This is a genomic window from Amycolatopsis sp. NPDC049252 (genome assembly GCF_043197175.1).
In the GTDB taxonomy this organism is placed as follows: Bacteria; Actinomycetota; Actinomycetes; order Mycobacteriales; family Pseudonocardiaceae; genus Amycolatopsis.
Genome location: NZ_JBICSQ010000032.1, coordinates 21,824 through 40,580, shown reverse-complemented (window position 1 = coordinate 40,580; position 18,757 = coordinate 21,824). Strand labels below are relative to the sequence as shown.

Genomic DNA, 18,757 nt, shown 5'->3' with positions numbered 1-18,757 from the left:
CCGCCATCATCGTCGCAGCGACGCCTGCAGCGGCAGGGACCGTGACGAGTCGCCCACCTGGATCGTGAAGGCGCCGTGCACCGGGGTCCATGTCTTGTCCCAGATCGAGAAGTCGCGCCGGTCCAGGTGGATCGTCACGCGCTGGGACCGCCCCGGCGCCAGCTGGACCCGTTCGAACCCCTTGAGCTGCCGGGGCGGTTCGCCCGCCGCGGGCGGGAAGCCCAGGTACAGCTGCGCGACCTCGGCGCCCGCGCGGCGGCCCGTGTTGCGGACCGTGAACGTCGCCGTCGCGCCGTCACCCGTGGTGCGGACCGACAGGCCCGAGAAGGCGAACGTCGTGTACGACAGGCCGTAGCCGAACGGGAACAGCGGCGTCTTGCCCTGCGCGTCGAACCAGCGGTAACCGATCTGCAGCCCCTCCGAATACGTGGCCACGCCGTTGACGCCCGGGAACTGCGCCGCCGTGTTGGCCGGGGTGTCGGCGTCCGCCGCGGGAAACGTGATCGGGAGCTTCGCCGACGGGTTGCTGTCACCGAAGAGCACCCCGGCCACCGCCGCGCCGTCCTGCTGGCCCGGGTACCAGGCCTGCAGGATCGCGGGCACCGACGACGCCCACGGCATGAGCACCGGGCCGCCGCTCTTCACGACCACCACCGTGTGCGGGTTGGCCGCGGCGACCGCCGCGACGAGCGCGTCCTGGTTGCCGTCCAGCGCCAGGCTCGCCCGGTCCTTGCCCTCCGCTTCGTTGTCGCCCACCATCACGATCGCGACGTCGGACGTGCCCGCCAGCGACGCCGCCCGCGTGGGGTCGCTGCCGTCGTCGAGCGTCACCGCGGCACCGGGAACCCGCTGCTGGAGGCCCGCCAACGGGTCCACTGTGGACGTCGGGATGACGGCGGAGCTGCCACCGCCACCGGTCTTCGCCCGGGTCGCGAACGGCCCGATGAGCGCGATGGAGCGCACCGAAGAGGAGTCGAGCGGCAACTGCGCGTGTTCGTTGCGCAGCAGCACCATGCCGCGCTCGGCGAACTGCTTCGCGGCCGCGTCGTGCTCCGCGGCCGGCAGCGGCGTGAGCACCGGCGGGTGGTCGAACTGGCCGAAGGCGAACATGGTCCGGAACCGTGGCCGCAGCAGCTCGTCGACGCGCTGTTCGGTGACCTGCCCGGCGAGCACGGCCTGCTTCAGCTTGTCGCCGTACCAGGTGCCGTCGATCATCTCGAGGTTCATGCCCGCGTCCGCCGAGCCGACGGTGCTGTGCGCGGCGCCCCAGTCGGACTGGACGAACCCCTTGAAACCCCAGTCGTCCCGCAGCTTTCCCTGCAGCAGCGCGGGGTTCTCGCACGTGAACACGCCGTTGATCTTCGGGTAGGCGCACATCACCGACCCGGCGCCGCCCTCGGTCACCGCCTGCTCGAAGTGCGGCAGGTAGATCTCGTTGAGCGTGCGCTCGTCGATGTGCTCGTCGATGCTCTGCCGCTGCGTCTCCTGGTTGTTCGCCGCGTAGTGCTTGACCTCGGCGATGGTGCCGTTCTCCTGGATGCCGCGGATGTCGGCGGCGGCCAGCGCGCCGGCGAGCACCGGGTCCTCCCCCATGCCCTCGAAGGTCCGGCCGTTGCGCGGGACGCGGGCCATGTTGATGTCGGGCGCCTCGGACACGTTGTGCGCCAGCGCGCGGGTCTCGCTGCCGATCAGCCGGCCGTAGCGGCGCGCGACGTCGGTGTCGAACGTCGAGGCCAGCGCCATCGTGGCGGGCAGCGCGGTCGCCGGTTTCTGCGGTTTGTCGTCGGCCGGGCCCATGCCGGCCGGGCCGTTGGCGATCCGGAAACCGGGCACGCCGAGACGCGGGACGGGCGGCACGAACCGCTGGTGCTCGGCGTCGGGCTGCAGGTGCAGCTGGGAGATCTTCTCGTCCAGCGTCATCGCCGCGATCAGTTCCGCGGCGCGGCGATCGGGCGACTGGCGGGCGTCACGCCAAGGTTGCGCGGCCGCCATCCCGCTCAGCGGGACCGTCAGCGAAATCCCCAGAAGCGAGGCAAGAACCAGCCGGCTGTACCGCATCGAGTCTCCCTCGCCACTGAACGGGCTCAACGGCGGACAAGCTAACTCATACGTGACGGGAAAACATAGACTCGATAGTCGTTCACGTACTTGAACTCTCCCAAGACTCAACCATTTCCCCGGCTCAGGCGTGGAGGGGGTACGAACGAGAGGGGACGAGCAATGGTCAAGAAAACACTGATCGGACTAATGGCCGCGAGCGCGGTGTCGCTGGCGCCGGCGGCCCCGGCGAGCGCGGCCGACGAGGTCACGTGGGGCATGACACCCGAAGTGCAGCCGGGCGGACAGATCTACGCGCAGGTGCTCTCCGGGGTGGGCAACGGCTGCACCCCGACCGGCCCCGTCACCTCCAAGGGGTTCGCCGCACCGCTGCAGTGGACCGAGGGTGGCAACTGGGGCAAGCACGCGGGGTACACCACGGCGATCAAGACGCCGGGCAAGTACACCGCGTCGTTCCCCTGCACGGACGGCCGGAAGGCGACCCAGGGCTTCACCATCCTGGGCACGCCGCCGTCGACCACGTCGACGACCAGGCCGAAGCCGACCACCACGAAGCCGAAGCCGCCGTCGACCACGACGTCGAAGCCAGCCAAGCCGGCGAAGCCGCAGGTCGCGGTCAAGCCGGCCGGCGCGCCGCAGACCGGGGACGGGTCACTGAGCTGACCCTCCACAAAGGACACCCCGGGACCGGCCGTATCCCCAGGCGGCCGTCCCGGGGCCTCAGCGGGCCGCGGCCAGCCGCAGCGCCCGGTAGACGAACTGCTGGTCGCCCAGCCGGTGCCGCAGGTCGCGCTCGAGGCCGGCGATCGGGTACAGGTTCTGCGGCGCCCGTGAGTCCTTGTACGGGACCGACGCGAACCGCCCCAGCACCGACTGCGTGACGTTCGCCAGGTCCGTCACGTCTTCGCGCGCGAGGTGCGGCGCCGCCTCGACGCGCACCACCCCCGACCACGGCGGGCCGCCGGCCGAGGGCAGCCGCAGGTACCACGAGTGCCGGACCCACGTCGTGCCCATCAGGAACACCGGCGTGCGCTGGTGCGGGCCGAGCTCGCCGACCATCGCGTTGAGCTCACCCGGCAGGTAGGTCGTCTGGTGGCTCTTGATGAACCCGACGGCCCGGGGCAGGTGCGTGCGGCCGCTCAGCGGCCCGTCGACGACGAGCAGGTCGTGGCTCACGTGCCCGGCGATCGCCCGGCGCGCCTCCTCGGCCGTCGCCAGCTCGACGTCGGCCAGCTCGCTCTGCAGCGCCGAAGACAGCACCACGGCGAGGGGCTTGTCGTCCTTGGCCGTCGCGCGGAACGCCTCGTAGCGCCCGGCCGACGTCTGGATCCCGGCGGCCTCCGGGGCCACGGTGAACAGCCCGCGCCGGACGTTGGCGCCGACGACGTGCGCGCGCCCCGCGCAGCAGCACACCACCCCGGCCGCGTAGGACGCGCAGATCCCGATGGACGCGGAGTTCGCCCCCTCCGGGTCGTCGATCCACACGCGGGCGTCGATGCGGCGGACGCCGTCGACGAACAGCACCGCGTCCGGCGGCGACGGCACCGGCGACGGGTCGATCGGCGCCCACTCGGCCGCCGGGACCTCGACGTCGAGCTCGACCTCGGCCTGCGACCGGGCGAGCTCCTCGGCCTCCATCGAGCTGCCGTAACCGGGGTCCCAGGCGTCGACGTTGAAGCTCATCCCCGCCACCGCGGTCATGCGCCCTCCCTGCTGATGTGCGAGCCGCTGCCGTCCCGGCTGACCTGGAACCGCACCGGCACGCGCTCGGCCAGCGCCGGTACGTGCGTGATCACGCCGACCATCCGGGTGCCGGACGCGGACAGGTTCTCCAATGTGGACGCTACGACGTCGAGGGTGGCCTCGTCGAGCGTGCCGAACCCCTCGTCGAGGAAGATCGACTCCAGCTTGGTCGCGCCGGCCGCGGCCATCGCGCCGAGCTGCGACGACAGCGCGAGCGCCAAGGCCAGCGACGCCTGGAACGTCTCCCCGCCCGAGAGGGTCTTCACCGGGCGGCGGGCGTCGGCCTCGTTGTGGTCCACCACCAGGAAGTCGCCCTTGTCGTGGGTCAGCTCGAACTGCCCGCCGGACAGCTCCAGCAGCGACGCGGACGCCTCGGCGACCAGCGTGTCGAGCGCCCCGGCGATCAGCCAGCGCGGGAACTTGTCCGAGCGCAGGAGATCCGCGAGCAGCTTCGCGACCTGCGACTCCGACTCCGCGCCCGCGATGTCGCCGCGCAGGCCTTCGACGTGGGCCACCCGCCGCCGCATCTCGGTGTGGTCGGCCTCGGCGCGGGCGCGTGCGGTGGCCAGCGCGACCGGCACCCGGTCGCGCACCGGTCCCGCGGGCAGCGTGATCCCGAGCGCGGTGACGTCGTCGGCGACCTGCTGTTCGGCTCCGCGCAACGCTTCCGCGGCCGCGGCCTCGGCGGTCTCCGAGGCGGCCAGCCGGTCACGGCGATCCTTCGACTGTCCGGCCGCCCAGTTCGTCAACGACGTCCACGCGTCCAGGAGGCTTTCGCCGTCGATCGGCGGGGCGCCGAAACCGACGAGGGGATCGCGGGCGCGGGACAGTTTCTGCCGCTCGGCCTCGACTTCCTTGACGACGCTCGTCTGGCCGTCGGCCGCCTGCTTCGCCGCGGCACGCGCTTTGCGCAGGTCCGCGTCGGCGGCCCGCGCGGCTTGTTCGAGCGAAGCGACCTGCGCCAGCTGCGCTGTGACGACGTCGGCGGAGGGTGCTTCGGCGAGCGACACGACCAGTTCGTCCTTTCGCTGAGTGGTCGTTTCCCACCGGGACCGCGCCGCCTGCTCGGCCAGTCCGGCGTCGTTCGCCTGCGTGCGGCGGGTTTCCGCGGCCTGCTCGGCCGAGGCGAGGTCGTCGGCCGCGACGACAGCCTCCTTACCCGCGGCTTCGGCAGCCGCTTCGAGCGCGTCCAACGCGGTACGTCGTTCCTCGAGCGCCGAAGCCGCCCAGGCGGTGAGACGCTGCCAGCCCGCCGCGACGTCGTCGGCGTCGACCGCGGGCACCCCCAGCTCCACCAGCGGATCCCGCGCCGCGCGCAGGGCTTCCCGCGCCGCCACGGCGGACTTTTCCACCACTTCGGCGTCGCGCTGCGCCTGCGCGCGCTCGGCGCGGGCGGCCGCCAGTTCCGCGTCGGCGGCGCGCGCAGCCTCGATGACGCGCGCGCGGGCCTCGAGCGTCGCGGACAGCCACTCCCCCCGCTCGCGCACGGCGGTGATGAGATCGGTGAAGTCCTGCTCGGAAAACCCGGCCTCGACCGGGCGTCGCAGCAAAGCTGATTCCGGCGGCCCTTCGACGTCCGCGAGGGCCACGCGCAGCTCTTCCGCCTGCGCGGCGGCCGAAGCGGACTGGTCGGCGTCGCGGTCCACCGCCCGTTCCAGCTTGCGGACGGCGGTTTCGGCCGCCGCGCGCCGCTTCTCCGCCTTGTCCTGGCGCTCGCGGGCTTCGGCGACGTGGGCGTGGCCGTCGTGCGCCGGCACCGCGGAGACTTCCTGCTCGCACACCGGGCACGGGTGCCCGACGGCGAGCCCGGCCCGCAGGACCAGCGCCTGCCCGGCGCGTTCGGCCTCGGACACCGCGGCCCGGGCCGCGGCGAGTTCCGCGTCGGACTCGGTGAAAGCCGCCCGCGCCGCTTCGAGTTCGGTCCGGCGGGCCGCCTGCTCCGGCAGGGCCTTCCGCTGGGTCTCGCACACCGTATAAAGGGTGCGGGCGTCGGTACGGGCCGCGGTGAGCGCGGCGCCGTCCGGCTGAACGGCCAGCGCGGCGCGCGCTTCGGCGTCGGCGGTCTCGGCCGCGGTCAGCCGGGACGCCGCGTCCGTCGCGCGTTTCGCGACGCGCGCGGACTCCGCGGACAGGTCACCGAGGTCCGCCGGCGGCCGCACCCCGGCCAGCCGATCCCGCTCTCCGCGGACGCGCGCGGCTTCGGCAGCGGCGTTCTCGGCCGCCCGGGCCGTCGTGTCGCGGGTCCTGCGCGCCGCTTCGACAAGAGACACGGCTTCGGCGACCGCGGCGGCCGAAGCCTCCTTCGCCTGCAATGCCGCCTTCGCGGCTTTCTCCAGGCCGGGAAGGGCGGTCTCGGCGTCGGCGAGTTCCGTGCGGGCGGCGCGGATCCGCTCCAGCTCGCCCCGGTCCGGCGCGGCGGCCAGCGCGGCGCGGGCCGCCTCGTCCGCCGTTTCGGCTGTGTCGAGAGTGGTCCGCGCGGCCGTGGCCGCGGCCGCCGCGGTCCGGCGCCGGGCCTCGAGATCCTCGACACCGTCCGGGCGTTCCAATGCGTCGAGGACGGCCAGCTCCCGCGTCAGCGTGGTGACGAGCTGCCGTGCTTCGTCGTGCGCGCGGGTCGCGTCGGTCAGCCCCGGCAGCGCCGCCTCCACCCGCGCGTCCAGCTCGGCCAGCGCGGTCATGCGCGCGGCCAGTGCTTCGACGGCTTCTTCGGTGGCGTCGGCGTAGCTGCCAAGCTGCTCTTCCAGCACCTTCGCGCGCTGGGCCTGCTGCTCCGCGGTCACGTTGGCGCGGCGGCCGATCCGCTCGTAGACCTCCAGGCCCAGCAGCTTGATGAGGATCTTCTGCCGGTCGGCGGCCTTGGCGTGCAGGAACTCCGCGAAGTCGCCCTGCGGCAGCGCCACGCAGGTGCAGAAGTGCTTGAACGTCAACCCGAGCAGGCGTTCGATCGCCGGGGTGACCTCGGAGTCCGCGGCGATCGCGTCGGCGTCGTCGTCCGGACCGCCGAGCGCGGTGTTGTCCGCGAGCCGTTCCAGGCGGACGTTCTTGACGCTGACCGTGGGTTTCTTGCCGCCACTGCGCCGGACTTCCCGCACCACGTGGTAGCGGATGCCCCCGGCGTCGAAGACCAGCCGCACGGTGGCGCGGTTCGCCGTCGGGGCCAGGGCGGGCGCCACGAGACCCTCGTGGTCCCAGCGGGCCACGGAACCGTAGAGGGCGAAGGTGAGCGCGTCGATGACCGTGCTCTTGCCGGCGCCGGTCGGCCCCACGAGCGCGAAGTAGTCCGTGTCCTCGAAACTGACTTCGGTCTTCTCGCGGAACGACGCGAAGCCGGTCATTTCCAGCAGTACCGGTCGCATGTCACACCCCGCTCGTCTCGTCGTCGTGCAGCCGCGCGAAGAGCGCTTGCACCCTCTTGTCGTCCACCGTGCGTTCCTCGCAGTAGGAGGCGAACAGCTCACCCGGTGACCGGTCCGCCACCGCGCGTTCGCTGCCCGACGCCGTGATGGGCGCCGCGAACTCCGGGTCGATGCGGATCTCCAGCGCGTTCGGCAGGGCTTCCTGGATCTCCTCGCGCAGCCCGGCCCTGGTCGCTTCCCGGACGTAGACCCGCAGGTAGTCCTCGCCGAACTCCGCGGCGCGGCCGACGAGTTCGGCCACCGTGCCGTGGACGGTCCGCAGTTTCCGTCCCGACGTCAGGGGAATCTCGGTGATCTTCGCCGGTGTGGCCGGCGTCACTTCCACCGACAGCACCACGCTCGTGTTGTCCTGCTCGCCGAAGTCGACGGGCATCGGCGCGCCGCTGTAGTGCACCGGGCAGGCCGCGGGCAGCGACTGGCGCCGGTGCAGGTGCCCGAGGGCGACGTAGTGCGGTTCGGCGCCGAACGCCGTGGCCGGCACGTGGTACTCGAAGATGGACTGCGCCGCGCGTTCCCCGCCGCCCATCGCGCCGCCGGTCACCGTCAGGTGCGCCATGACGAGGTTGACGGCGCCGTCGGTGAAGCCGGACTTGAGGTGTTCCAGGATGTCGCGCACGCGCTGGTCGTACTGGCCGACGTTGTCCGCCGGTGTCCCGGTGAGCAGCTCGGCGGCGCGCACCGCGTAGCGCTGGGAAAGGAAGGGCAGCACGGCGACGTTGACCCGCTCGCCCGTCGAACGGGCGTCGAACGAGACGACCCCGCCGTCGGGGGCCGGGCGCGGGTCGCCGGAGAGCTGGATGCCCGCGGCCCGCAACAGCGGGCGGTACGCCTCGAACGTCGCGGCGTGGTCGTGGTTCCCGGCGATCGCCAGGACCTCGGCACCGGTTTCGCGCAGCGCCATCAGGGCCCGCACCACGAGTTCCTGCGCGGCGGCCGACGGCGCCGACGTCTCGTAGAGGTCACCGGCGACGAGGATCGCGTCGAAGGTCTCCTTCCGCGCGATCCGGACGATCTCGCCGAGCACGGCGCGCTGCTCGTCCAGGCGGCTGCGGCCCTTGAGCGTCTTGCCGATGTGCCAGTCGGAGGTGTGCAGGAACTTCACGCGACGTCCTTCCGTTCTTCGCCTGTGGCCAACCGGTGAGGGGAGCTCAGAACGGCGGCGGGTCGTCGCCGAACGGATCGTCGCTGCGCGTCGGCAGGCCCGCGAAGGGATCGGCGTTCTTCGACCCGGCCGTGGTCGTCGGGATCGTGCCCGCCTCGGAAAGGCGCGTGGCCCAGGCCGGGAACGGGAAGCCGACCGCGATCGGCACCGGGATCTCCGGCTGGCTCACGAACATCGTGCCGGGCGTGGCGAGCGTCGCGCGGACCCGCTGGCTGGCCGGGAGGAAGCCGTACTCGGGGCGCGAGGCCTCCGCGGCGTCGAGGCGCCCGACGATCCGGATCGAGCTGTTGCTGACGATCCGGCGTTCGACCTCGGACGCGGTCTGCTGCGCGCCGATCAGGATCACGCCGAGGGACCGGCCGCGCTCGGCGATGTCCAGCAGGACTTCCTTGATCGGGCTGCTGCCTTCGCGCGGCGCGTACTTGTTGAGCTCGTCCAGCATCGTGAACAGCAGCCCGCCCGGGCCGGCCGCTTCCTTGCGCGCGGTCTCCGCGGCGAGCGTCACGCCGACGACGAACCGCTGCGCGCGCTCGACGAGGTTGTGGATGTCCACCACGGTCACCTGCTGGTTCTCCGTGGACAGCTTGCGGGCGGCGTGATCGGTGAGGTCGCCGCGGATGAGGCCGTTGAGCGCGCGCTGGCTGGAGCGCAGGCGGCGGATGAACGCGTTGACGGTGCCCGCGCCGGTGACCGCACCCGCCCAGCTCGCGCGGGTTTCCTCGTCGGTGACGCGGTCGCAGATGACGTCGATGAGCTCGGCGTAGGTGCGGCACAGCACACCGTCGACGTTGGCCGCGCCGTCCTTCCCGGCCGGGGTGCTGTCCAGCCGCAACCGGTTCGCGACCTGGTGGATGACCATCGTGTACTGGTTGCGCTCGTCCTCGGCGTCGGCGAAGACGTAGGGCAGCAGGTCGCCGGCGCAGAACTCCGCGATGGTCCACCAGAAGGCGCCGACGCCGGAGGTCCGCCCGGTGACGTAAGGCTTCCCCGTGGTGTCCGACGGCGTCGGCGGCGCGTAGAAGCCGACCGAGGCGAAGGGCTCCGCGGGCAGGCCCAGCTTGGCGTACTCGGCCTTGAGGTTCTCGTCGAGGTGGATGTTGGGGGTGTCGAGGAACAGCAGGTCCTCGCCCTTGACCGAGAACACCAGGGCCTTGGCGTTGTGGGCGTTGGACAGGGCGCCGCCGCGGAAGATCGAGTGCAGCAGGAACAACGCGAACGACGTCTTCGTGGCGACGCCGGAGACACCGCTGATGCTGACGTGCGCACCCCGCGTCCCGTCGAGGAAGTCCAGGTTGAGGTACACGGGTTCGCCGTCACGGCCCAGGCCGACGGGCACCTGCCGCGTCATGTTGTCGAAGTACAGCGCCTGTGCGCGATCCTCCCCCACGGCACGGGAGACCTCGGCGCCGGGCCGCGGCGGCACGTAGCACTCGGGCTCCACGCGGGTGGTGGCGATCTCGGCGATCTCCTGCACCTGCGCGGGCAGGACCCCGTCCGAGATCAGGAAGACGTCGCTGCCGAAGCTGGCGCCTTCGTGCCGCGCGCTCACCTGCGTCACCACCCCGTAGGAGACGACTTCGCCGCGCCCCGGCAGGTCCCGCCGTGTCACGACGACGTCGTCGAGCTGCAGATAGGCATCCGGATCGATGGCCACGCAGAACTGCAGCGGCGTCGAATCCTCGGTACCCGCCACCCGTCCGACCACGGTGGTGAGAGTCTCCTGGTCCACGGTTCTCCCTGTCCGCCCGGCGCTTCCTCCGGCCGCAGACTAGCCCGCCGGAACTCCGTGGCCACGGCCAACACGGCGTTGCGGCTCCCGCGGTACCGGGGACGTCACCGCACGCCACGGCTGGGCCGAACGAGTGAGTTCACCCTTCGGAGAAGATCTTTTAGTCACCACAGGCATTTCGGGCGGCGCCCCGTTCGCCGGGAAGGTCGTCCGGGCGGGGCACGGCGTTACCGCCCGCCGCCACGGCTTTCGCCCGGCCTCCTCCCGGACTTCCCGCTGGCTCCAGGGCTAAGCGGCGCCGCGGGGGTGCCTCGAGGCCGCCGGAGGGCCCTTCCGCGGGGCCGCACGGAGGCCGCCGGAGGGCCCGCGATCCCCGATCGCAGCGCGGGATCGGGGCCGGCGTGGCATCCGACACACGCCGGACGTGCCCTCTTCGGCGTGTCGGCCAAAAAGTCTTCGAAGACCCCGCCGGTCCTATATGGACGACCACTGTGGACGACACCGGAACCGGGTTTTGCCTGCTCAGGGCCATGGTCGGCATCCCGGGCCGGTTCCGGCCCGGGCCGGGCCGGGGCCGCCGGAGGGGCGGAACCCGCCCCCGTACAAGGAAATATTTCGACCCCCGGTTGGATTTTGTGCGGTATTGGTAATACCGTGTGCAGTGTCGGCCGAGATGGGCCGTGTACGAGTAGTTCCACTATGGAGGACTGGAATGACGAACAAGGCCCAGCTGATCGAGGCGCTGTCGGAGCGTCTGGGCGACAAGAAGGTGGCTTCGCAGGCCGTTGACGGTCTGGTGGACATCATCATCCGGACGGTCAACAAGGGCGAGAAGGTGAACATCACCGGCTTCGGCGTGTTCGAGAAGCGTGCCCGCGCGGCCCGCACCGCTCGCAACCCGCGCACCGGCGAGGCCGTCCGCGTCAAGAAGACCAACGTGCCCGCCTTCCGCGCCGGTACCACCTTCAAGGACGTCATCTCCGGCACGAAGAAGCTGCCCAAGGCCACCCCGGTCAAGCGCGCCACCGCGGCCAGCACGACCACTCGTGCGTCCGTGGCCAAGGCGTCGGCCCCGGCCAAGACCACCAGCACGCGGGCCACCACCCCGCGCGCGGCCGCGGCCAAGCCGGCCACCGCCCGCGCGACGGCCACGCGGACCCGCGCCACCGCGGCGAAGCCGGCCGCCAAGGCCACCGCGACCAAGGCGACCGCCACCAAGGCGGCCCCGAAGACCGCGGCCGCCAAGGCCCCGGCCAAGGCCACCGCCGCCAAGGCGACCACCACGCGGGCGAAGGCGGCCGCCAAGCCGGCCGCCACGAAGACCGCCGCCGCCAAGAAGCCGGCCGCTGCCAAGGCCCCGGCCAAGCGCACGTCGGCTGCCAAGAAGAAGTGAAGTAGCTTCTGACGCCGGAAGGGCCCCGCACCACTGGTGCGGGGCCCTTCCGCATTCCCGGGGCCGTCCGGTCCCATCCCGGACATCGGGCATTCGCCAGACATTCGCCCGGCCCAATAACGGACTCGTTCCAAAACGGGCGCAGAACCCGGAATCGGATCGGGCCACACAGCCACCACACGGTCCGCCGAACAATGGGCAGCCCGGCTGTGCTGCTACACCAGCGGAACCACTCGGCGGGCTCTGCTCCTCTGGTCAGAACACCAAACCGGCGAACCCCAGCCGCGCCGCCACGCCGCCGCACGCACCGGCGGGACAACGCCGTGGGCCAAGGGAACCCCTGGTCCAGCCTCTGCTCTCCGGCCAGAACCCCAAGCCGGTGCACCACCGCTCCACCACAAGCCGCACCGCTTCACCGCCGGGCCATGTCGCGGGCCAGCCGGACCACCTGACCCGGACGCCGCCCCTCCGACCAGAACCCCAAGCCGGTGAACGGCTGTTCGGCCGCGAGCCGCGTCAGCCAGTCCCCCACTGCTCCGCCGTTCCCCGTGCCTGTGCCGAGCCGTGCTCGACCCGGAGCTCCCCAGGGTGCCGGTGATCGTGCCGACCAGCTGGGCGATGCGCCGACGCCCGCTTCTCGTACTGCGGGTGGGACGGGGATCGGCGACGGCCGGCCGCCGCCGATCCGGCCGGTGAGCGCGAGGGCCTTCGGGCCCTGGGCGCCCGTCCACGGCTCGCTGGGGTGCGCGGGCAAGGCTCCGGGCCGTCGACCGTGCAGTGCGGGTGGATCGTGCGACCGCTGCCGCACGCGCATGATGGCGTCCTTGCCCGGCGCGATCGTGGGACGGGCGACCACCGGCAGCGTGCTCACGCCGGTTCGACGGATCGTGCAGGAGGTGATCGGCTGCAGGAGCCGGCCGGCGCCGGGGCGAGCCGGTCGGCCACGACCATGCCGCCGCGATGGCCGGGGATCACGTCGTCGGTGCACCGGACCGGCCGGACGCCGATCCGGTCACTGGAACAGACCAATTTCGTCCCGGCTGAACCGAACAAGATCTCCCGGCTCTACCGGCGGGTGCTAGCGGCGCGCGAACCTCGGACCTTCCGTCTTGACCCAGGGATGTGGCCATGAAACGGATCCTCCGCCGCGCCGCCGTCGTCCTGCTCGCGGCCGCCGCCTGCCTGCTCCCGCCGGCCGCCGCCGAAGCCGGGCAGACGAGCCTGCGGGCCGCCGACCCGAGCGTGCTGCGCGTCGGCTCCACCTACTTCGCCGCGCAGTCCACCGGTGGCGGGATCGCCGTCCGGCAGGGCTCCTCCCCGGACGCCGCCGCGAGCGCGCCCGCCCGGCAGGTCTGGTCGGACACCCGCGGCCGCGGCGAGGTGTGGGCGCCGGAGATCGTCGTCGACGGCGGCCGGTACTACATCTACTTCTCGGCCGGGACCGGGAGCGCGCACCGGATGTACGTCATCAGCTCCGCCGTCGCCGACAGCGGCTACACCGCCGAGACGCAGCTCGCACTGCCCGACGGCAAGTGGGCCATCGACGGCACGATGTTCACCTTCGGCGGGCAGCGCTGGTTCGTCTGGTCGGGCTGGGCCGGCGACACGAACGTCGAGCAGAACCTCTACATCGCCCGGATGAGCAGCCCGACGACGCCGACCGGCGCGCGGTACGTCATCTCGCAGCCGCGCGAGAGCTGGGAACGCGTGGTGGGCAACCCGTTCATCAACGAGGCGCCCGCGCCGCTCAAGGACCCCAACGGGCAGCTGCACATCACCTACTCGGCCAACGGCAGCTGGAGCGACCAGTACTGCATCTCCGAGATCCGCCTGCGCGCCGGCGGCGACCCGACGTACGTCTGGGACTGGTACAAGGCCAACGGCTGCCTGTTCGGTTCCCACCGCGAGACGATGATGGCCGGCTGGGACCCGACGCTCTACGTCGACGGCCCGGGCAGCCACAGCTTCGTCCTGCTGAACGGCGACATCGCGACGAGCCCGCCCGCCGGGCCGAGGTTCCCGCTGGCGTTCCACGCCGTGCCCAAGGGAACGCCGTACTCGTGGGCGAACCGGTACTGGTACAGCGGCACGTTCTGCTGGTGGGGCTCGACGACCTACCGCCGGGCCAACGTCCCGGGCGCGACCACCGACACCGGCTGGAGCCTCAAGTTCTTCGAGTGACCGTCGTGGACAATGGGCTCACCGGCGTCGGAGGTGAGCGGTGGGCAAGGGCGTGCTCGGTGTCGACCTGCACCTCGACGTCGCCGGGCCGGGGCCAGGGCACGGACCATCGAGGCGGCGCTGCGGGAGGCGGTCAGCTCCGGGCGGCTGCCGGCCGGGACCCGGCTGCCCGGCACGCGCAGCCTCGCCGACGACCTCGGGATCGCGCGGGGCACCGTCGTCGAGGCCTACGCCCAGCTCGTGGCCGAAGGCTGGCTCGTCAGCGCGACCGGCTCGGGGACCCGGGTCGCCGACACCTCGCGCCTGCCGGTCCGGTCTGCCCGCACCCTGGTGCGTCCCGTCTTCGACCTGCGCCCCGGGCGGCCGGACCTCAGCCTGTTCCCGCGCGCCCTGTGGGCCGCGAGCGTCAAGCGCACGCTGGCGGCGGCGAGCCGGGAAGCCCTGGACTACGGCGATCCGGCCGGGCTGAAGGTGCTGCGCGACGCCGTCGCGACGTACCTCTCCCGCGCCCGGGGCGTCCGCGCGGAGCCGGGCGCGGTCGTGGTCACCAGCGGCTTCACCCACGGCCTGGCGCTGCTGTCGCGCGCCTTGCGCGCTCTGGGCGTCCGCACGGTCGCCACCGAAGACCCCGGGCTGGTCCACCACCGGACGGTGATCCGCGCGGCCGGCCTGTCGACGGTGCCCCTGTCCGTCGGCCCGCACGGCGCCGACCCGGCCGGCGTCCCCGACGGCGCGGGAGCCGTGCTGCTGACACCCGCCCACCAGCACCCGCGCGGCGTCGTGCTGAGCCCAGCTCGGCGGGCAGCGTTCCTGGACTGGGCGCGGGAGCATCACGGGATCGTCATCGAGGACGACTACGACGGCGAGTTCCGCTACGACGAACAACCCGTCGGCGCCCTGCAGGCGGCGGCGCCCGAGCACGTCGTCTTCGCCGGCAGCACCAGCAAAGCGCTCGCGCCGGGGTTGCGGATCGGCTGGCTGGTCGTGCCCGAACGCCTGCGCGTCCCGGTCCTGGACGCCGTGGCCGCCACCGGAACCACGGTCGGCACCCCCGCCCAGCTGGCGATCGCCGACCTGCTCGACCGCGGCGACTACGACCGGCACGTCCGCCGGGCCCGCCAGGCCTACCGCAGACGCCGGACCGAGCTGGCCGACCGGCTGGCCACGCTCACGGACGTCCCGCTCGACGGGGTTCCGGCCGGGCTGCACGCCCTCCTGCCGCTGGCTTCGCGGCAGGAGGAGAAGCGTGTGATCGACGCGGGTCTCGCGGCGGGGTTGCAGCTGCAGGGCATCAACGCGGCGGGGTATTGGCAGTCCGCCGACCGGCCGGAGGCGGGGCTCATCATCGGCTACGCCACCCCACCACAGCACGCTTGGCGACCAGCTTTGGACGCGTTGGCCGAGTTGCTCCGGGACGCCGCGATCAAGTCATGGTGAGCCCCGGGTCTCCGCGCGCTGCCCGCCTGGGACGAACCGCTCGGCAACATCGCAATCACACCCCGGTGAACCCACCGCGCCGAGACGACTCGGCTTCCCAGCCCAGCTTCCGCGCCCGGCCGTTGTCGGCACGCGAACCAGCCCCCTCCCCCCGCGAGACGCCTGGCGCCCGGGGGTGAATGCGTTCGCCGGACTGCTCGGCAACGCCACAATCAGTCCCTGGTAAACCCGTCCCGCCAGCCCAGCCTCCGCGCACGACCGTTGTCGGCACGCGAGCCAGCCCACTCCCCCGGGAGACGTCTGACGCCCGGCGCCGAATGCGCTCGCCGGACTGCTCGGCAACGCCACAATCAGTCCCTCGTGAACCCGCCCCGCCAAGACATCCCGGCCTCCCAGCCCAGCCTCCGCACACGACCGTTGTCGGCACCCCGAGCCCAGCCCACCCGCTCCCCCACCACCCGCTCGGGTTCCGGGGTGCCAACAGCGTCACAGAACACCGGCACCCAGTCGTAACCCGGAGCAGGCTCGTCGTCACACACGTTGACCGCGCCCGACGGCCAGCCGAGGGCGGCGGCCGCGGCCGAAACGGCGTCGTCGACGTGGACGAAACTGGAGACGTCCGCGGTGGCGGGCAGCTTCCTGTCCCGGGCCAGCCGCGCCATCAGCGCACCGGGCTCGTACCAGGTGCCCGGCCCGTACAGCGTGCCGTAGCGGAGCACGACCCACTCGGGCAGCTCGGCGACGGCCGCCTCGAGCGACGCGACCCCGTCGACGGTACCGAGCCGTTCGGGCGCGGCGCCGAGGTCGAGCGGTGTGTCCTCGGTCGCGGGCCCGGGCCCGGCTCGTAGGCCCACGAAATGCTCTGGGCGACGATCCGCCGCACACCGGCCGCCAGGGCCGCGTCGACCAGGTTGCGCGTGCCGGCCGTGCGCACGCGGGCGTTGGCCGCGCGATCACCCGCGCCCAGGTCGGTCAGCTGGTGCACGACGACGTCCGGCCGCGCGGCGCGAACGACCTCCGCGAGCCCGGCAGCGTCGTACACATCACCGACGACGGCGGTCGCGCCCAGCGCTTCGACCTGAGAGGAAGCACGCCGGGTCAAGCCGACGACGTCGTGCCCCTGCGCGACCAGCGCGGGAACGAGCCGACGGCCGATGGCGCCGGACGCACCGGCGACGAAGATCCGCATCATCGTGCCCGCGCGGCTGGCTCGCCGGGACCCACCAACGTCAGCATCTCCTGGCCGGGCGCGCAGAGCATCACCACGACGAACCGGCTCCACGCATCAGCGAGTTGTTCGCGGCCTGGCGGTGAATCACGTCACCACCGGGCTCCCAAAACGCTTCACTCGTTTTGATGACGCGTTCGGGCTCGTCCCCGGGCGGCAACTCGATCCTGGCGGTCATCACGTGGGCACCGTCCGGAATGGACGGAGCCTGCGACACCAGCATAGTGAGCACGGAGTTGGTCATGAACCCATGCTAAGCCGCGCGGGCAGCCTGTGAATGGTCCACTTTCCGACGTCCGCCTTGGACCGGTTGCCATCCGTCAGACCGGCCGGGAGACACTTTCGAGGGCGGTGATGAACGACGTTACCCATGCTCGGCCATCGTGCGCTCGCAGCCGCTTCCTCATCGCTTTCATCCGCCGGCTCTGTTCTGCGGGCCGCATGGCGATGGCGCGCAGAATCGCGTCTTTCAGGTCGTCGGTGTCGTTCGGGTTCACCAGGACGGCTTCGCCGAGTTCGGCCGCGGCCCCGGCGAATTCACTCAGCACGAGCACCCCTCTGTCGTCGAGACGGCTCGCGACGTACTCCTTGGCCACGAGGTTCATGCCGTCACTGAGCGGGGTCGCCACCAGGATGTCGGCGGCTCGGCACAGAGCCACGACTTCGCCGAAGCCGAGCACGGTGTTCGTGTACCGCAGTGCCGGCCCACCCATCCGTCCGTAACTGGCGTTGAGGTGCCCGGCCAGCCGATCCACACGTTCGCGCAGGCTCGCGTACTTCGCGACACGTTCCCTGCTCAAGGGAGCCACCTGGATGAAGACCGGCGGATTCGCCACGGACCGCATGTCGTTGAGGATCTCGCCGTAGGCCGTCAGGCGCTGCTCGATGCCCTTCGTGTAATCGAGGCGATCGATCCCGGCGATCAGCACCTCGGGGTTGCCGACCTCTGCCCGGATCTGCTGCGCGCGTCGTTTTATTCGGGACTGCCCGACCAGCTTTTCTATCGCGCCGACGTCGATCGACGCCGGATAGGCGCCCACCAGCACCGTGCGGCCGTCCAGTTCCACCGAACTCTCCGACGCCCGCAGGTGCAGGAGTTCCTGACACAGCCGGAGGAAGTTTCCGGCGCTCCGCGGAGCCTGGAACCCGACGACGTCGGCGCCGAGCAGCCCCCGCAAGGTCTCGTCACGTCCCGGCAGCCGGGTGAAGAGTTCCGGGGGCGGCAACGGGACGTGCAGGAAGAATCCGATCCGCAGGTCGGGCCTTCGCGTGCGGAGAAGTTCGGGGACCAGTTGAAGCTGGTAGTCGTGGACCCAGACGGTAGCGCCGGGAGCGGCGATGCGGGTCACGACGTCGGCGTAGCGCTGGTTCACCACGCGATAGGTGTCCCGCCAGGCCCGGTGGAATTCGGGACGTTCGATCGCGTCGTGGTAGAGCGGCCACAGCGTCGAGTTGCAGTGTCCCTCGAGGTGCTGTTCGACTTCGCGGCCGGACAACGACACAGGCAGCCACGGGAGGCCGTCCGGCAATTCAGGGTCGCCGGCACCGTACTGACGGGACCAGCCGACCCAAGCTCCCTGCCGCTCGACCACCAGATCGCGGAGCACCTGGTCAAGGCCCGCTCCGTAAACCCCTCCGGCCGCACCCGCCTGTCCGTTGCTGTGGTTGCTGAACGGGATTCTGCTCGTGACCAGGACGAAGTCGAACTGTCGATCCGTGTCTGCGCCGACCGGTGGGGACGGCACGGCAGCGGTCGCGCCGGCTTGGTCCGTGCCGGGTTCAGGCGGCCGAGCGGGCACTGACCCCTCGGGGCCGGGCAAAGCTATTTCCACGAGGCGCGCAGCCCGCCACAACAGGCGAAATGCCTCGGTGTCGCCACCGAGCTGCTCGACGATCAACTCCAGGTGGCCCCACTTGGGCACCCTCGGGCCGCGGAACACGTTGTGCACCGTGGTGTAGCTGAGTACTCCCCGGCCGATTCCCGTGGCTATCTCGCGGACCCCGGGTTCTCCGGCATCGAGGTGCAGGTCGTGGAGACGGTCGAACAGCTCGGTGATCGCCCCGGCGGGTGCCGTCTCGCGCTTCAGTGCCACGACGCCTCCTCAGCTCCGGCGTTCAAGCCTGTCAAAAAGCGTCACCTGATCACCAGGGCAAGCGGGAACGGAGCACGACCGCGTCCGGATCCGTTCACGTCCGTGTGCCACGGTCACGTCCGCTCCGCGGTGCGTCAACCCCGGGGGCGGCTTCGCCACGATCAATTCAGCAACACCCGCGGCGGAAAGGCAGGCTCATCATGGCACCACGGATGGCGCGTACACGGTTCGTGACAACGGCAGCGGCAGCAGCCCTGCCGGCACGTTTTCGCGGCCCCCGGCACAACCGGTACCAGGATCCGCAGCACCGGTCGATC

The 18,757-nt window shown here is 71.9% G+C and carries 13 protein-coding genes and 1 pseudogene; 4 read left to right on the top strand and 10 right to left on the bottom strand.

What is annotated here, in order from left to right; translation table 11 throughout:
* Positions 1-6 precede the first annotated feature (6 nt).
* Positions 7-2,058 carry a glycoside hydrolase family 3 C-terminal domain-containing protein gene (locus tag ACGFMK_RS28060; protein WP_392769180.1) on the bottom strand — a complete coding sequence of 684 codons (2,052 nt, stop codon included), beginning with the start codon at positions 2,056-2,058 and terminating at the stop codon, positions 7-9.
* Positions 2,059-2,220: 162 nt separating this feature from the next.
* Between ACGFMK_RS28060 and ACGFMK_RS28055 the strand changes: the two genes are divergently transcribed.
* On the top strand, positions 2,221-2,721 hold the full coding sequence (locus tag ACGFMK_RS28055) for a hypothetical protein (protein WP_392769178.1): 501 nt from the start codon (positions 2,221-2,223) through the stop codon (positions 2,719-2,721).
* A gap of 57 nt (positions 2,722-2,778) precedes the next feature.
* On the opposite strand, the gene ACGFMK_RS28050 is transcribed toward ACGFMK_RS28055, so the two are convergent.
* Genes ACGFMK_RS28050 through ACGFMK_RS28035 form a run of 4 tightly spaced genes read right to left on the bottom strand, consistent with a single transcriptional unit; the run spans position 2,779 to position 10,108 of the window.
* Complete coding sequence (locus ACGFMK_RS28050) at positions 2,779-3,759, bottom strand: hypothetical protein (RefSeq protein WP_392769175.1); 981 nt, start codon at positions 3,757-3,759, stop codon at positions 2,779-2,781.
* Positions 3,756-7,157, bottom strand: a complete 3,402-nt coding sequence (locus tag ACGFMK_RS28045) for an AAA family ATPase (RefSeq protein ID WP_392769173.1) — start codon at positions 7,155-7,157, stop codon at positions 3,756-3,758. Before ACGFMK_RS28045 ends, ACGFMK_RS28050 begins: the two co-directional genes overlap by 4 nt.
* A gap of 1 nt (position 7,158) precedes the next feature.
* On the bottom strand, positions 7,159-8,319 hold the full coding sequence (locus tag ACGFMK_RS28040; RefSeq protein ID WP_392769171.1) for an exonuclease SbcCD subunit D: 1,161 nt from the start codon (positions 8,317-8,319) through the stop codon (positions 7,159-7,161).
* A gap of 46 nt (positions 8,320-8,365) precedes the next feature.
* Positions 8,366-10,108: an ATP-binding protein gene (locus tag ACGFMK_RS28035; protein WP_392769170.1), complete on the bottom strand. Its 1,743-nt coding sequence runs from the start codon at positions 10,106-10,108 to the stop codon at positions 8,366-8,368.
* Between the two features lie 712 nt (positions 10,109-10,820).
* On the opposite strand from ACGFMK_RS28035, the gene ACGFMK_RS28030 reads away from it, so the two are divergent.
* Entirely contained in the window at positions 10,821-11,501 is a 681-nt protein-coding gene (locus ACGFMK_RS28030; protein ID WP_392769169.1) for an HU family DNA-binding protein, read from the top strand.
* 412 nt (positions 11,502-11,913) lie between these two features.
* Here the strand turns inward: ACGFMK_RS28030 and ACGFMK_RS28025 are convergent, their stop codons facing one another.
* Positions 11,914-12,372: a hypothetical protein gene (locus tag ACGFMK_RS28025; protein ID WP_392769167.1), complete on the bottom strand. Its 459-nt coding sequence runs from the start codon at positions 12,370-12,372 to the stop codon at positions 11,914-11,916.
* Positions 12,373-12,629: 257 nt separating this feature from the next.
* Between ACGFMK_RS28025 and ACGFMK_RS28020 the strand changes: the two genes are divergently transcribed.
* Entirely contained in the window at positions 12,630-13,682 is a 1,053-nt protein-coding gene (locus tag ACGFMK_RS28020; protein WP_392769164.1) for a glycoside hydrolase family 43 protein, read from the top strand.
* Positions 13,683-13,694: 12 nt separating this feature from the next.
* A complete protein-coding gene (locus tag ACGFMK_RS28015; RefSeq protein WP_392769161.1) occupies positions 13,695-15,119 on the top strand; it encodes a PLP-dependent aminotransferase family protein in 1,425 nt (474 codons plus the stop codon).
* A gap of 350 nt (positions 15,120-15,469) precedes the next feature.
* On the opposite strand, the gene ACGFMK_RS28010 is transcribed toward ACGFMK_RS28015, so the two are convergent.
* From ACGFMK_RS28010 to ACGFMK_RS27995, 4 genes and pseudogenes are all read right to left on the bottom strand, one after another.
* Positions 15,470-15,973: a hypothetical protein gene (locus tag ACGFMK_RS28010; RefSeq protein ID WP_392769298.1), complete on the bottom strand. Its 504-nt coding sequence runs from the start codon at positions 15,971-15,973 to the stop codon at positions 15,470-15,472.
* Positions 15,974-15,984: 11 nt separating this feature from the next.
* A pseudogene (locus tag ACGFMK_RS28005) lies at positions 15,985-16,308 on the bottom strand (NAD-dependent epimerase/dehydratase family protein); the annotation flags it as partial.
* A 70-nt stretch (positions 16,309-16,378) separates the two neighbouring features.
* Positions 16,379-16,591, bottom strand: coding sequence for a hypothetical protein (locus tag ACGFMK_RS28000; protein ID WP_392769158.1), 213 nt, complete (start codon positions 16,589-16,591; stop codon positions 16,379-16,381).
* A gap of 76 nt (positions 16,592-16,667) precedes the next feature.
* A complete protein-coding gene (locus ACGFMK_RS27995) occupies positions 16,668-18,440 on the bottom strand; it encodes a trehalose-6-phosphate synthase (RefSeq protein ID WP_392769155.1) in 1,773 nt (590 codons plus the stop codon).
* Positions 18,441-18,757: the final 317 nt, after the last annotated feature.